Genomic DNA, 15759 nt, shown 5'->3' on the forward strand with positions numbered 1-15759 from the left:
TTCCAGACAAGTTCATGTGCCTGGAAAGCGGTGTTATTCGGTCGTCCGACCGTCGAAATCGGTTATCATCCGCTCACTTTCGGATAAGTGTTGAACCATCAAATTGTATTTATTATATAGATGAAAGAAAAAAGCTGACTAATAGTAGCCAGCTTTTTTCCTGTCACTTTTAATCCTACTCTGCTTTCAATCCTGCAATAAATTCAGATAGCTTTTTCAATTCTTCATCTGTTCCTTTGAACACCCCAGGAGGCATGCCGCCTTTACCTTCTTTAGCAATTTTCGCAATTTCTTCTGGCTTTAGCCCCGTGCCGACAAGCGAAGGCGCTGCTGCTCCTCCGGAAAGGTTTTCACCGTGACAAGTTGTACATGTATTTGCTTGGGCAATTTTATATCCGTCCGCGTTTTTGTCGATTTCGACTTCAGCACGGATTTTCCCTTGTTCCGCAGCTTTTTTCCAGTCGTGAGTAACGACCGATTCCCAAGTAAGGAAAACCATTGCTGCAAGCGTTAACAACATCATGCCGACCGCAACTGGGCGTTTCCATGGCCGACGTTCCGGCCCGCGATCTAAAAATGGCGCAAGCAATAATGCTCCAAAGGCAAGACCCGGCATCACGATCGCACCAATGACTGTATAATCACTTGAAGCATATGAGTATTTCAGCAATTGGTATAGAAACAAGAAATACCAGTCTGGAAGCGGAACATATGACGTATCTGTCGGGTCAGCGATCCGTTCCAGCGGAGATGGATGAGCAACCGTTAAACATAAAAAACCAACTAGAAAGACCGCGCCAACCATCCATTCCTTTAATAAGAAGTTCGGCCAAAACGCTTCTGTTTTTCCTGGATATTCCGAATAATCCTTCGGAATATTCGGTTTTCTCACAGCAGAAACACGCGAATCGCCGACGAATTTCATCCCTTTTCCGCGATGCATATCATGTTTCCCTCCTTTATCTTATAGATTCATCCATGAATCATATATTTTACAGTGGACCAGAGATTCCTTGTTTGCGAATCATCAAAAAGTGCACAGCCATTAATCCAAGCAATGCAGCTGGCAAGAAAAATACATGGATCGCAAAGAAACGTGTCAACGTTTGTGCACCGACAATTTCCGGATGACCCGCTAATAGCGTTTTCACTGCCGTACCAATAATCGGAGTAGCCTCAGCGATTTGCAAACCAACCTTTGTTGCAAATAGCGCTTTCATATCCCATGGAAGCAAGTATCCTGTAAAGCCTAGCCCCATCATGACCATAAAGATGAGCACGCCGACAATCCAGTTCAACTCACGAGGCTTTTTATAGGCCCCTTGGAAAAAGACGCGCAATGTATGTAAAAACATCATGACAATGACAAGACTTGCTCCCCAGTGATGCATTCCGCGCACAATTTGACCGAATGCTACTTCATTTTGTAAATAATACACGGACTCCCAGGCATTCTTAATATCTGGAACGTAGTACATGGTTAAAAACATTCCTGATAAGATTTGGATGACTGTAACAAAAAATGTGAGCCCTCCAAAACAATAAACGAATGCAGAAAAGTGATGGGCTGGGTTTACATGCTCTGGCACTTCATGGTCAGCGATATCTCGCCACAAAGGCGTAATATCTAACCGCTCGTCTACCCAGTCATAAATTTTATTTAACACGTATTACGCCTCCCCTCGTGGTTTCGCTTTACCTAAATACAACTTGCCATCCTTCACCTTGTACTCGTAACGGTCTAACGGAGCCAATGGCGGCGTTCCAGGCACGTTTGTACCATCCTTTGTATAACGGCCATAGTGGCATGGACAGAAAAACTGATTTGGGTGCGACTCATCCGCATTCCAGTTAACGGTACAGCCAAGATGCTTACAGATCGGAGACAAGGCAATGATATTACCTTTTTCATCCTTGTACACCCATGCCGATTTTGGCTCGTCCGCTTCATACCATGCGTCTTTCACTTTGACTTTAAAGTCGAAGCGCTGCGGCTCTGTTGTGATGTCTTTCACTTGCGCAACCGCCACCATTTCTGTCGCCTCTTCTTCCCTTAAAATCGGATCTAGCGCGAACCGCACCATTGGCATGAGAATACCAGCAGCCATAAATCCGCCCACTCCCGTTAATGTGTAGTTTAAAAACTGGCGTCTTGATACACGGTGTTTCTTTTCGCTCATCATTTTCCCCCCTCTATGTAAAATTAAGTCCATCCGGACAAAATCTTATAACACATATAAAACTAGGACATTCTAATGATAGCTCAAGATGGAGACAAGGTCAATAAGATCGTCAATGAAAACGCTCGCAAATCAACCGTATCCTCTACGTCCAATGCGAAATGAATGAGCTTAACAGCTTGGATGTTTGTTCGCGGACCATTTGCTGCTGATAGACCTCATCCATATGTTCAAGCGGAATAGAAGGCAAAACAAACAGCTTGCCGCCAAGTTCTGTTTCGTTCCACATCCGATCGCTTGTTAAATAAAAGACGTGAGCCATGCCGCTTTTCTTTAATTCATCTGTCCAAACGTTCAACCGTTTCACACATTCTTCCTTCGTTTCGGTTAAAAAGTATGTAAATGGCGGAAGCAAGAAGAGACGCCCCTTCAACTGCCGCTCCACTTCACTTGCAAGCAGCTGAACAAGTTCACCGCCGGCAACAGCCGTTTTCGTCGCATTGGATAAGGTAAGTTGGACAAGAGGAAGCAAAGCTGTATCAATATATTGCTTCTCTTTTTCATACATATCCACATCGCTTACTGTCCACTTCACGATTTTATTCTCCCCTCTTTTTGGTTATCCATTCCTCTTTATCAACATACCATACTTGCACAAAAAAGAAAAACCTTGCATCACGCAAGGTTTACAGCTGTTTTAATTTGTCTGTCAACCGCTTGAACTCCAGTTCATCTTGACGATCCAGCGCTTCATCAATAAGCTTCATCAGCCGTTCTTTTTGAAAGTTATAAAGCGATTTTTCTAAAAATTGCTCTGCAAGTATTTGATCTTTTTCATTCACTTGTGTATATTTTGGGGCATACGGATTTTCTTCCAGCACGGCAACGTATTGCGGCGAATGAAATGAAGCTCGAAAATTAAGCTGGATGTAAATATCTTCTTCGCGGTTAAGGCGAATATCATGAAATGACTTTTCAGCATCTGTCGTCATGACGTTTTCTTTATAAAAGCGAAACGGAACATCGTCAACGCAATGAGTCGACATCACCATTCCCCGCGGGCAATATTGGGCATTTTCCACAAAATGCACTCTGCGCATCAGCTGGTCGTGACTCATTAAGTAGTTTAAAATCCATACACACTCGCGCCTTTTTAACTGGTAGTGGCTCAAAAACCAACGAATGAACTCCTTTTTTTCGTTCACCGATACTGTCATCCTACTCCTCCCCCTCTATTGTTTTCCAAGAAAGAGGTTTATGTTCACCCAAGCCCCTTACTCTTCGAGCTGCCATAACATGTGCAGCGCTTCCGTATGAACCGGATCAATCCGCACAATTTGTTCAAATACTTCTTTAGCACGTTCCCGATTTCCTTCTTCCAGAAGAAAATAACCGTATTCTTCAAGAAAATCAACGTCATTCTTAAAGAAAGTATATGCCTCTTGATAATGGTTTAATGCATCCGAATACATCTCAAGCTTATGTTTAGCACGGGCCAACATCCATTCCATTTGCGGATCATATTCTCCCTGTGCCATCGCCTCTTCAATGCAAGCAAGCACCTCATCATAGCGCTCTTGATGCAGAAGCATATGCATCAAAGTAAGAAACGCTTCGATATATCCTGTATCGATTTCAATGGCCTTTCGGATATACGTTTCTGCCTCATTTTCCTTTCCAAGCTTTAAAGCAAGCTTACCGGCGTATAAAAACAGTTCTTTGTTCCATTCATCTATTTGCAACCCTTCCTTGGCCATTTCGTAGCCTTCGCTTATTTGGCCTTCCTGTTCATATGACTTAGCCAAATATAAGTAAAGAGGGACATAATCCTGATCAAGCTCTTTGAGCTGTGTTAGTTTCTCAATGGCAGTTTGATAATATTCGGCCTGAAAAGCGGTAAACCCGTAGCCAAACAATATATGGCTGTCCACTTTTTGTTGCAGAGCCTCCTCGTAATACGGCAAAGCCTGTTCGAATTCTCCGAGCAAGCTAAACGCCTCTGCCACTCGTTCCGAAATTAAAGTGCCTGCTACCGTTGTCTCCTGCTCAAGGATTTTCCGGTAAAAATGAATGCTCTGCTGATAGTTCCCATTGGCAAAATACAGCTCAGCAAGTGCGAATTGAATAATAGGCTCATCCGGCAGTTTCTCATATGCTTTCTTGAGCTTCTGCTCGCTAACTTCCTCAAGCCCCTGCATTTGATAAAGATCGGCTGCCAGCAAGCATGCTCTCGGAAACAGAGGATCCTGCTCGTCCACATCTGCCAATATTTCTAGCGCCTTCTCTTCTTCATCCAGTTCCATATAGATTTCCGCTAAAAACAGCTGTATTTCACCGTCTTCTGGATAACGGAACGAAAGCTCTTCCGCTATTTCGCAAGCCTCATCGACCATTCCCCACGAAAACAGCTGCTCTGCCAGCATATATTTTTCTTCATCCGTTGCTTCAGCTTTTACTTTCGGGACAAGCGCCAGCGCCTTTTCCACCTCTCCGCCTTCCACAAGCTGAAGAATTTGTTCCATCTGCTTCATAACCGACACTTCCTTACTACAAACTTAAAAATCGGCTGCAAACATTCCCGGTACACGAATCGTTCGCTCTTTTCCAAATCCCGGATAAAAAAACAAGTGATTGCCCGCTCTCATGATTCTTCCATTATGAACCGTAATCATCGGAATATGTTTATCATAATCGACAATCGCCGTTTCGGCAACTGAATCGCTCAGCAATGTGCGAGCATACAGATTATAATCTACTTCGCCACCAATACGCACATCTCCTTTGTGCGGATAAACGCCGATTTTTTTCAACACATCCAATGATAAAGGGGTACGTTCTTGCAGTGCAAACGGAATAAACGGAATGCGATAAGAAGATAGGAGCTCCTTCCAACGCATTTGTAGACGCTTGGTCGCGTCTTGGGTGATCCAATAAGGAACAAGTGTTACCGGATACGATACAAACGCTTCGTACATCCAACTCCATGGGGCTTCTTCCAAGCGCTCCTCTCCCTGCAACTCAACAAACAAAACAGGAACTTTCCATCGCTTGCACGCTCTGATGAAGGAAGGGGTTAACAGACGAAAAGGAATTTTGGCGCCGATGAAATAATCAATGGGGCTGTTTAGCAAACTTTGCTGCAGCTTTTGCAACGCATTGGGAAGTTGTTGCTCATATAAAACATCGCATACAGCCAGCAGTGATGTACATCCTTTAGAAAGGAAATGCTGCTGCATATATTCCTTAAATTCCGGAAAAGAACGTGGCGTTTGAAAGGAGAAATCAAGCATAATATATCCAGGTGTCAATAAAAATTCGTTCACTGGCATGCGGATCCATCGATAAGCCTTTGTCTGTTGGCTTATGTAATCAATGCGGTTTCCATCAACCACAATGGAACAGCGCTGTAACTGCCCATTTTTTATCATATTCGCTTGATCAATAATATATGGCACGGTTTCATTCCTCCCACACTTGTCCTTATGACAAGCTATGAGAGAATCGAACCGCGTATGAATATTTTTTCAAAGAAGAGACAATCCATGCGTGAATGGATCAAACATTAGCAAAATCGTAAAAAATCATGGACACAATCCTGTATGATCTATGAAAAAACCAATTGATCAACGCGGATGGAAGACAAAATAAACAACGTCGGAAAAATCAGCGGTTGAAGGCCAGCCATACGAATGCGGACAAAGACCGAGAATATATAATGCTTCTCGGCGACTCTCCTTATGATCAGCGGACCCCTCTCCATCGATTGATTTCAATCATAGGCTCTGTGCCGTATGATATCAAATGAACCACCTCCACTCCGTTAAGAGGTGGGAAACTTCTCGGTGGATGATGTGAAAAGAGGATGACACCGTCAAGGAAGTTTTGCTCTCTTGCGGTTCATCCCCTTCTTCTTATTTTGACTAGCAAAGCACCTGCAAATGCTCAAAAAACGTCGGGTAAGATACAGCGATTGCTTCCGAGCGCTTGAGCGACACCGTGCCTTCCGTAATGCAAGCAGCGATCGCCAGCATCATGCCAATTCGATGGTCTCCATAGCTATCGACAATAGCTTCTTTCGCCTTCAATGCTGTTTTTCCATGAATTCGCATTCCATCTTCTGTCGCTTCAATTTCAGCGCCTAACTTGCGCAATTCCGACACAACCGTATCGATCCGGTTCGTTTCTTTCACTTTTAGCTCGCTTGCATCCTTAATGACAGTTGTTCCTTCTGCTTGAGTAGCCAACAGAGCAATAATCGGTATTTCATCGATTAAACGCGGAATAAGCGCTCCGCCAATTTCCACCGCTTTTAATTTAGAGGTTCGAATGGTAATGTCGCCAAGCGGCTCCGTTTCTTCATTGCGAATGTTTTCAATGGTTAAATCCGCCCCCATTTGCTGCAGCACATCGATCATTCCTGTTCGAGTTGGATTCAATCCGACATTTTTTAGAACGATTTCGCTGTTGGGCACAATCGCGCCCGCGACTAAGAAAAAGGCGGCTGACGAGATATCGCCGGGAACATAAATATCCGCTCCTCGCAGCTGTTGTTTTCCAGTCACAGAAACGCTGAGCCCATTCGTTATCACTTCACCGCCAAATAATCGCACCATTCGTTCTGTATGATCACGCGACTTGATCGGCTCTGTTACTGTTGTCGTACCATCAGCCATGAGCCCCGCCAATAAAATGGCCGACTTTACTTGGGCGCTGGCAACCGGAGAAGTATAGTGAATCGGCTGTAAACTTCCGCCGCGAATGGAAATAGGTGTATAATTCCCGCCATCTCTTCCATCGATACGGGCCCCCATCATGCGGAGCGGTTCTGTCACTCTTTTCATTGGGCGTTTCGCAATGGATTCATCGCCAATAAGGCAAGCATGAAAGGAGCAGCCCGCTAAAATACCAAGCAACAGTCGTGTTGTCGTTCCTGAATTTCCGACATTTAAAATTTCCTGCGGCTCCAACAACCCCGCTATTCCATTTCCTTTTACCACCACATCCGTCCCATTTTGTGCAATATCGACTCCCATTTTGCGAAAACAATCAATCGTACTTAAACAATCCTCACCTGTTAAAAAATGAGCAATCGTCGTTGTGCCGCGAGCAATCGCTCCAAGCATAACCGCTCGATGAGAGATGGATTTGTCCCCTGGAACTTCAATGGTTCCCCGCAAGGACTGAACATTGGTTCTTAATGCTTGCATGTTGTTCCTCCTCATCCTTCATATGTTTCATAATTCGTGTGCGCACGGATGCATTGTTTTGCCTTTTCGCGATCCATTTCGCTTTGAAAGCTGAGACGGAGCACACCGTAAATTTCTTCCCTCGTTTCAATAATGCGGATGTTGGTGATACTAATCTTTTCTTGTGCTAGATATCCAGTAATCTCAGAAATAACCCCTGGATAGTCAGGAACATCTACATATAAATCATAAAAAGACGGTATTGCCCCTTTCGTCCTTACAGGCAATCCATCACGAAATTGTTTGGCTTCTAAAAAATAGCGATAGATTTCCTCGCTTTTTTCCTTCTCGACAAGCGAGCGGATCCTATGCATCTCAGCAAGCCATCGATCAAACAACGATAGCAGTTCAGTTTTGTTATGTATCAGAATATCGCGCCACATTTCCGGGTTGCTTGAAGCGATGCGCGTAATATCGCGAAAACCGCCAGCCGCCAGCCTGCTGACAAGCTCGTCTTCGCTCTCATATTGCTGGGCCTGATGGACAAGGCTCGCGGCAATAATATGCGGAAAATGGCTGATCACTCCCGTAATCCGATCATGGTCGTTTGGCGATAGAATGACAAAGTTCGCTTTCGTTCCTTTCAACCATTGCTTCAATCGCTCCACTTCACTCATCGGCACCGCCTCTGTCGGCGTTAAAATATAAAACGCATTTTCAAACAAATGCGCTTTTGCCGCTACTACACCGCTTTTATGGGACCCTGCCATCGGGTGTCCGCCAATAAACATCACACCTTGGTCCAGCAACGCCTTCGCCTGCTCGATAATCCGCTGCTTCGTGCTGCCAACATCCGTTACAAGCACAGATGGACGCAAACGGTATGTCAACATATCGGTTAAAATTTTTTCAGTCTGCATCACTGGCGTTGCTAAAATAATGACATCAGCCCGGCTCATCCCTTCTTCAACAGAAGCAGCCGCTTCATCAATGACTGCCAGTGTGCGAGCCATCCTTATTTCATCTTCATTGATATCAAATCCGACAATCGTTGCCTCAGGATGCTCCTTTTTAATGGCAAGCGCCATCGAACCTCCAATGAGCCCAAGGCCGACGACAAAGACCGTTCCTTTCAACAAATTCACCTTCTTCTTTTACATATGCCCGCTGCGCAACTAGGCAGCGGGCTTTTGTCAAACGAGTTGCGTTTCTTTCAACATTTGTCCAAGCACTTGGAAAAGCTTTTGATTTTGTTCCTCCGACCCGATGGTAATCCGCACGGAAGTCGGAAATCCGAGCGCATTTCCAGAGCGCACAATCATTCCTTTTTCTAATAAGTATTGAAATACGCGATTCCCCTCTATTCCGAAATCAATCAAAATGAAATTCGTTTCGGAAGGGTAATAAGATAGACGATGTTCCTGACAGAAACGATAAAACTTTTCCAGCTCTTGTTTATTTTTAGAAACACATTGCTGGATAAATGTCTGGTCACTAAGAGCAGCCAGCGCTGCCGCTTGGGCAACACTCGATGTATTAAACGGCTCGCGGGCCGGTTCAACCTGCTGAATCAACGCTTCGTTTGCTACACCGTAGCCAATGCGCAAGCTCGCTAATCCATAAGCTTTCGAAAACGTGCGCAAAATCATTAAATTGTGATATTCATTTAACAGCGGTACGGTTTCTGGATAGTCTTCCGCCGTGACATATTCATAGTATGCTTCATCTAATACGACAAGCACATGCTTTGGAACTTGTTGTAAAAAGGCGGATAGCTGCTGCTCATCGACATACGTGCCCGTTGGGTTATTCGGATTGCATACCCAAACAATGCGCGTCTGTTCATCAATCGCAGCAAGCATGGACGACAAGTCATGACATCCATCCACAAGCGGAATTTCACGAATTTCTGCTCCCTCAATTACAGCGTTATGGCGATATTGCGGAAAAGTTGGAGCAGCCATCACTGTGTTCGTCTCCGCTGACAGAAAAGCACGGCAAAGAATTTGGATTACTTCATCTGAACCATTGCCAAAAAGAAGCTGCGTTTCTTTCACTCCGAGATGCCGTGCTACTTCTTCCCGGAGAATGCGGGCGTAACCGTCTGGATACAGCTCAAGCTGATCCAAAACCTCGACAATCGCCTTTTTAACAGTTGGAGAACTGCCATATGGATTTTCATTCGAGGCCAGCTTGATGACATCCGTTAGTCCATATTGCTGCTTTACTTCCTCCATCGATTTACCTGGCTGATAAGGGGGCAGCCCTTGCAATTGATTTTTAATTTTCATCTTCTCACCCCATTGCAAATTTTGGCTGATTTAAGGAGTGCAGCGTTTTCCCAACGGCGCCGTCAGCATTTGAGCGTACCGCTGAAATTCATTGAGCGCTTCCTGTTTTGTCTCTTCATGCAACAGCCGATCCCCGAGCTGTTCCATTTTTTGGACAAGCGCGCTGCCAATGATGATACCATCGCTATAGTTTTTCAGCATGCTCACCTGCTCGCTTGTTGAAATTCCGAAGCCGACCGCTACCGGAACCCGGCTGTATTGCTTCACTTCCATTAAAAATGATTCCAATTCATCAGGCAGCGTATCTCGTACACCGGTTACCCCAAGCGACGAAACACAATACAAAAAGCCTTGTGCGCTGGAAGCAATTTTCTCGATTCGCTGTTTGGATGTTGGCGCTACTAACGAAATGCAGGCGACACCAGCCTCTGCGCTCAGCTTGCGAATCGGTCCGCTTTCTTCAAATGGCAAATCAGGAATTAAGACGCCGTCGACTCCATTTTCCTTCACTAAAGTAAAAAAGAATTCTTCTCCTAATTGTAACACAGGATTGTAATAGGTAAAGAGAATAATAGGAATTTTCACACCTTTTTTTCGCAGCACCGGCACGAGTTCAATCGCTTTTGGTAAGTTCATTTTGTGCTTCAGCGCTCTTGATGTTGCCCGCTGAATGATGGGACCGTCTGCGAGCGGATCAGAATAAGGAACTCCCAGCTCCAATATATCGGCACCAGCTTCTTGAAGAGCAAGCGCTAGCTCCACTGTTATATCTGGATGCGGATCCCCGGCCATAATGAATGGAATAAACATCGTTTTAGTCGTTAGAGATAGCTGCAATGTCAGCTCCCCCTTTCTCTCTATTCATAATGGCTTGCACATCTTTATCGCCCCGTCCTGACAAGCATACGAGCACCGCGCTGTCCTTCGGAAGGTGTGGCACTAGTTTAAACGTATGAGCAAGAGCATGAGCAGATTCGATCGCTGGAATGATTCCTTCCTCTCTAGCAAGCAGCTGGAAGGCATGGAGCGCTTCCTCATCTGTGACACTCTCGTATTGCACACGCCCAATGCTTGCTAAGTAAGCATGTTCTGGACCGACTCCAGGATAGTCAAGGCCAGCTGAAATGGAGTAAGGTTCCAGTATTTGTCCGTATTCATCTTGCAACAAATAGGTGAGTGAACCATGAATCACTCCTTTGGTGCCTTTTGTTATTGTCGCGGCATGGTAAGGGGTGTTCGTGCCTTTTCCTGCTGCTTCCACACCAATAAGCGCAACCTCGTCGTCTAAAAACGGATAAAACGTGCCAATCGCATTGCTTCCTCCGCCTACACACGCCACGACGACTTCTGGAAGCTTTCCTTCACGCTCTAAAAATTGCTGTTTAGCTTCATCGCCGATAATGCGCTGGAATTCACGTACCATTTTTGGATAAGGATGCGGTCCGACAACCGAACCGATCATGTAAAAATGATCGTCACAATGCTGAACCCAGTAGCGGATGGCCTCATTGGTCGCGTCTTTCAATGTTCGATTTCCGCTAAAAACAGGCACGACTTCCGCTCCTAAGAGTTTCATGCGAAACACATTTAACTCTTGCCGTTTGATATCTTCTTCGCCCATAAATACGATGCATTCCATGCCAAAGCGTGCGGCGACAGTGGCCGCAGCGACTCCGTGCTGTCCCGCTCCAGTTTCAGCAATCAGTTTCTTTTTGCCCATTCGCTTTGCTAAAAGCACCTGTCCGATCGCATTGTTAATTTTATGAGCACCGGTATGGTTTAAGTCCTCACGTTTCAAATAAATTTTCGCTCCATTGAATTTTTCAGTAAGGTTCTTAACAAATGTGAGCGATGTCGGCCGCCCTGAATACTCTTGCAAACTATCCATATATTCCGTTCGAAACGTTGGATCCGCCATGGCTTTCTCAAGCTCTCTCTCTATTTCTTCAAGCGGGAGCATTAACGTTTCGGGAACAAACTTGCCGCCAAATTCCCCAAATCTCCCAATTTCATTTGGTCCCTTGTACATCATGCTTCACCCTCTTTTCAATCTCCATCATTTTTCGCGCACTTTTTTTACCGTTTTCTTCGATACCACTGCTTATATCCACACCATGGGGGCGATAAGAAAGCAGTTGGGCCACATTATCTGGCGTTATGCCGCCTGCAATGAAACACGGGACTCCCTGGCGATTCGCTTCTTCCAAATAAAAGGGGATTGCTTCCCAGTTAAACGATATGCCTGTTCCGCCCCACGCTCCCTTCACTCGACTGTCAACAATATAGCCGTCAGCAACTGTTGCATATTGTCTCATTTTACTCAACGCCTCTTCGCTATGATGAATCGCTTTCCAAACAGGCAAATCCGTTGCCGCTTTGATCTTTGCTATCTGCTCCACCGTTTCCGTGCCATGACATTGAATCACAGAAAGAGGAAGCAGCTCTGTGACTGCATAAATGTCCTCTGCTGAACTGTTTACAAACACCCCAACCAGCTGCTTCTTCCCTAAATCCACCATCTTTAACCATGTTTTCGCTTCATGCGCATCGACCTTTCGCTTGCTTTCGGCAAAAATAATCCCAAGATAATCCGCGCAGCTCTTGATCCCTTTTTGCAGATCGGAAAGGGACTGATGCCCGCAATATTTAAGAAGGACGGACATCGCTTCTAACCTCCTTGTATAGCTCGTCAACAGCCTGCATCACATCGTCTTGTCTCATTAACGATTCACCTACTAACACTGCATGTGCGCCGTATGCGCGTACCCGCTGTAAATCATAGGCATTCGCAATACCGCTTTCACTGACTACCACGCATGATGGAGGCACATGCGGGAGCAAATTCTTTGTTGCGTCTAAAGAGGTCGTAAATGTCTGCAAATCTCGATTATTAATGCCCACTATTTCTGGAGTAAATCGTTCTAAAATGGCTTCCAGCGTTTGGCGGCTATGCACTTCGACTAAGCATTCCAAGCCTTTTTCATATGCCTCTTCATAGAGCTCATGAAGTTTTTTTGGTGAAAGTGCTTCTCCAATTAATAAAATGGCATCGGCACCGATTCTTGCACTCTCTTCAATTTGCAGCCGATCAATGATAAAATCTTTACGCAACACAGGAAGACGGACCGTCTCTTTAATCTCGATTAAATATCGGTAATGACCTTGGAAATAAGTTTGATCCGTCAAAACAGAAATGGCATCCACTCCCGCTTGTTCATACGCTTTGGCAATCTCAACAGGCTGGAAATTGGGCCGGATAATCCCTTTGGATGGAGACGCTTTTTTCACCTCAGCAATCATCCCTATGGATCGCTTCGCATTTTTAAGTGCTGTACACAGCGAAAAGCGTGGAAAATGATAGCGAGGCGGTAATTCTATTCGTTCGATCTCATTTTGCTTTGTAGCAAGAATTTGCTTAAGCATAATTTTCCACCTCCCTCGTTTGCAAACGATGCAATTGTGCAAGCGCCCGCTTCGTTCTGATTGCTTCTTTTGCCAGTTTGACCCCTTCATGAATCGTACTGGCTTTTTGGGCAATATAAAGCGCGACACCTGCATTCAGACAAACAATATTCTCAGCGCTCTCATTCGCTGTTCCTGCCATCACCGTCCGCAAAAGCGCTGCGCTCTGCGAAGCGTTATAGACTTGAATATCTTCGAGCCTTCCGCGAGGCAGTCCGCACTCCTCAGGAGTCACGACAAAGCGGCGAATGTTCCCATCCTTTAGTTCAACGATATCTGTTTCAGTGGTGATGCTGCATTCATCCAATCCATCTCGGCCAGTTACCAGCACAACATGAGAGGAGCCGAGCCGTTTCAGTGTTTCCGCCAATTTTTCAGCATATGCCGTTGAATATACGCCAATCACTTGTCGCTTGCATCCAGCAGGGTTGGCAAGCGGTCCAAGCAGATTAAATGCGGTGCGAAAGCCGATTTCTTTACGTGGAGCTGCTGCATGCTTCATCGCCGCATGGTAAAAGGGGGCAAAGAGAAAGGCCAGCCCTTTTGTTTTTAGCGCTGCTTTCGCTTCCTGCGGTGTTCCTTGAATATGAATGCCAAGCTGTTCCAAGACGTCAGCGCTGCCGCTCGTCGATGATACAGCTCGATTGCCATGTTTGGCCACCTTAACCCCAAGGGAAGAAACGATAATGGCCGCTGCTGTAGAAATGTTAAATGTCCGCTTCTCATCTCCCCCTGTGCCGCATGTATCAATGACTTCCTCATCATACTCAATGCGGAGCATTTGACTGCGCATGCCACGCGCTAATCCTGTTAATTCATCGACCGTTTCGCCACGCAAACGCAAAATCGATAAAAAGCTGGCAATCTGACTTTCTGTTGCCTCACCTGACATAATGGCAATCATGGCATCATACGCTTCTTGTTCACTTAGCGAATATCCCTCAATGCATTTGGCTAATAGCTGTTTAAGCATATAAACGCCCCCTTTTTGTAAACACCTTTTCTGCCAGCTCGATAGATTTCACTAGCGCACTTGCTTTGTTATGGGTTTCCTTCCACTCCCGTTCGGGGATGGAGTCAGCCACGACACCGGCGCCAGTCTGTACATAAGCATAACCGTCTTTCACCATCGCCGTGCGAATGGCAATGCAAGAATCGATGTTGCCATCAAAACCGATATAAGCAATTGTTCCGGCGTATATGTGGCGCGCCGTTGGTTCCAATTCATTTAAAATTTGCATCGCCCGGACCTTTGGGGCCCCGCTTACTGTTCCAGCAGGAAATGACGCCAGCAAGGCATCAATAGAATGAACGCCGTCTTTTAACTCCCCTGTTACTTTCGAAATCAGATGCATAACATGAGAAAATTTACCGATCTCCATCAGCACAGGCGTCTTCACTGTTCCATATTTCGCCACTTTTCCAATATCATTTCTTGCTAAATCCACCAGCATATAATGCTCTGCCTGTTCCTTCGGATCGTTCAATAATTCAAGCGCTAACGCTTCGTCCTCTTCTTTCGACCTTCCTCGCCGGCGCGTTCCGGCAATCGGATGGATTTCAATTTGGCGCTGTTGCACTTGGACTAGCTTTTCTGGCGAGCTTCCCACAATTTCTTCTTCATCTGTTTGAATATAAAACATATATGGCGACGGATTGATTTTTCTGAGCATGCGATATAATTGAAATCCAGTGATGCAAACGGGAATCGTAAAACGCTGCGACAGCACAGCTTGGAAAATGTCCCCCGCTTCAATGTAGCGTTGGATCGTTTCGACATCCCGCATAAACGAAGCTCGATCATATGTTGACGATAGTTGTTTAAAAGAAATGCGCTGCAGTTCTTCATCATCAAAAAGCGGTAAAATTGGCCGATTGATTCCAGCTGTCGCCTTTTTCATCAACGCTTCTATGCTTCTCAATCCTTCTTCATACTTTTTTTGTTTTTCTCGCTCATGATCGTCCTCGTGCAGACGAACATAATGAATCAATACAACCTCACGCTTTATGTGGTCGAATACAATCAGTGATTGACAAATTACAAAATAAGCCATTTTCATTGCAAGATCGCGTTGGGAATGCAACGGCACTTTTTCAATCGTTGAAATAAAATCATAGCTTAAATAACCAACGGCCCCGCCGACAAACGGGATATCCGTTTCAATCGGCTTTACTCGCAGCTTCTTTTCCACATGCAAAAACGCTTCTTTTAATGTGAGGGTTGTAGCGATTTTCCCATGCTCATCAACAACGAAAAACGATTGGCCTGTTTCGCTCTGAATTTTCAAAAAAGGGTCAATCCCAATGAATGAATATCGCGACCATGGCGATTGTTCATCCTTGCTCTCCAGTAAAAAATGGGCCTCATCTTTTAAATTTTCAAAGAGCTGCAATGGTTCCAGTACATCAGCAAAAAAACGGCGAACAATCGGAATCGTGCGAAATTCAGCGGAATCTTCCAAAAAAGTGGTTAATGTGCAGTTTTTCATTTTTCTCTCCTCCGTTTACTCGGATGGAGAATGAGGGTTTATGAGGCATAAAATGAGGAAAACCCAAAGACGTGGCGTCTTTGGGTAGAATCATCCCATACATGCACTCACCTCAGCTAAACTCGCTCATTCTCATCTACCCTATTACTCG

16 protein-coding genes are annotated in these 15759 nt (G+C 45.2%); all 16 read right to left on the reverse strand.

Annotation, left to right across the window (positions count from 1 at the left end):
* Window positions 1-175 precede the first annotated feature (175 nt).
* Complete coding sequence (locus GRQ40_RS11715) at window positions 176-943, reverse strand: menaquinol-cytochrome c reductase cytochrome b/c subunit (RefSeq protein WP_159720055.1); 768 nt, start codon at window positions 941-943, stop codon at window positions 176-178.
* Between the two features lie 49 nt (window positions 944-992).
* A complete protein-coding gene (qcrB, locus tag GRQ40_RS11720; protein WP_066145421.1) occupies window positions 993-1667 on the reverse strand; it encodes a menaquinol-cytochrome c reductase cytochrome b subunit in 675 nt (224 codons plus the stop codon).
* A gap of 3 nt (window positions 1668-1670) precedes the next feature.
* A complete protein-coding gene (locus tag GRQ40_RS11725; RefSeq protein WP_159720056.1) occupies window positions 1671-2180 on the reverse strand; it encodes a Rieske (2Fe-2S) protein in 510 nt (169 codons plus the stop codon).
* Window positions 2181-2325: 145 nt separating this feature from the next.
* Window positions 2326-2775, reverse strand: coding sequence for a YpiF family protein (locus GRQ40_RS11730; protein WP_066145425.1), 450 nt, complete (start codon window positions 2773-2775; stop codon window positions 2326-2328).
* Window positions 2776-2866: 91 nt separating this feature from the next.
* Window positions 2867-3397, reverse strand: a complete 531-nt coding sequence (locus GRQ40_RS11735; RefSeq protein WP_066145428.1) for a ReoY family proteolytic degradation factor — start codon at window positions 3395-3397, stop codon at window positions 2867-2869.
* 57 nt (window positions 3398-3454) lie between these two features.
* Entirely contained in the window at window positions 3455-4711 is a 1257-nt protein-coding gene (locus GRQ40_RS11740) for a tetratricopeptide repeat protein (protein WP_080862409.1), read from the reverse strand.
* 24 nt (window positions 4712-4735) lie between these two features.
* Entirely contained in the window at window positions 4736-5635 is a 900-nt protein-coding gene (locus GRQ40_RS11745) for a hypothetical protein (protein WP_159720057.1), read from the reverse strand.
* Window positions 5636-6100: 465 nt separating this feature from the next.
* The gene (gene aroA / locus GRQ40_RS11750; protein WP_044742264.1) at window positions 6101-7387 is read right to left on the reverse strand and encodes a 3-phosphoshikimate 1-carboxyvinyltransferase; all 1287 of its coding nucleotides are present in this window, start codon (window positions 7385-7387) and stop codon (window positions 6101-6103) included.
* 11 nt (window positions 7388-7398) lie between these two features.
* Window positions 7399-8502: a prephenate dehydrogenase gene (locus GRQ40_RS11755; protein WP_159720058.1), complete on the reverse strand. Its 1104-nt coding sequence runs from the start codon at window positions 8500-8502 to the stop codon at window positions 7399-7401.
* Between the two features lie 57 nt (window positions 8503-8559).
* Window positions 8560-9657 (reverse strand): histidinol-phosphate transaminase, encoded by a 1098-nt coding sequence (hisC, locus tag GRQ40_RS11760; RefSeq protein WP_066145436.1) that lies wholly within the window; start codon window positions 9655-9657, stop codon window positions 8560-8562.
* Window positions 9658-9687: 30 nt separating this feature from the next.
* Window positions 9688-10467 (reverse strand): tryptophan synthase subunit alpha, encoded by a 780-nt coding sequence (gene trpA, locus GRQ40_RS11765; protein ID WP_066146492.1) that lies wholly within the window; start codon window positions 10465-10467, stop codon window positions 9688-9690.
* Between the two features lie 4 nt (window positions 10468-10471).
* A complete protein-coding gene (gene trpB / locus GRQ40_RS11770; RefSeq protein WP_159720869.1) occupies window positions 10472-11686 on the reverse strand; it encodes a tryptophan synthase subunit beta in 1215 nt (404 codons plus the stop codon).
* Window positions 11667-12320, reverse strand: coding sequence for a phosphoribosylanthranilate isomerase (locus tag GRQ40_RS11775; protein ID WP_159720059.1), 654 nt, complete (start codon window positions 12318-12320; stop codon window positions 11667-11669). Before GRQ40_RS11775 ends, trpB begins: the two co-directional genes overlap by 20 nt.
* A complete protein-coding gene (gene trpC / locus GRQ40_RS11780; protein ID WP_066145442.1) occupies window positions 12304-13080 on the reverse strand; it encodes an indole-3-glycerol phosphate synthase TrpC in 777 nt (258 codons plus the stop codon). The genes GRQ40_RS11775 and trpC overlap by 17 nt, the downstream gene beginning before the upstream one ends.
* Window positions 13073-14092 (reverse strand): anthranilate phosphoribosyltransferase, encoded by a 1020-nt coding sequence (gene trpD / locus GRQ40_RS11785; protein WP_159720060.1) that lies wholly within the window; start codon window positions 14090-14092, stop codon window positions 13073-13075. The genes trpC and trpD overlap by 8 nt, the downstream gene beginning before the upstream one ends.
* Window positions 14085-15608, reverse strand: coding sequence for an anthranilate synthase component I (gene trpE, locus GRQ40_RS11790; RefSeq protein ID WP_159720061.1), 1524 nt, complete (start codon window positions 15606-15608; stop codon window positions 14085-14087). Before trpE ends, trpD begins: the two co-directional genes overlap by 8 nt.
* Window positions 15609-15759 lie beyond the last annotated feature (151 nt).

Origin of the sequence: Anoxybacillus sp. PDR2, assembly GCF_009834045.1 — a bacterium.
GTDB classification, from domain to species: Bacteria; Bacillota; Bacilli; order Bacillales; family Anoxybacillaceae; genus Anoxybacteroides; species Anoxybacteroides rupiense.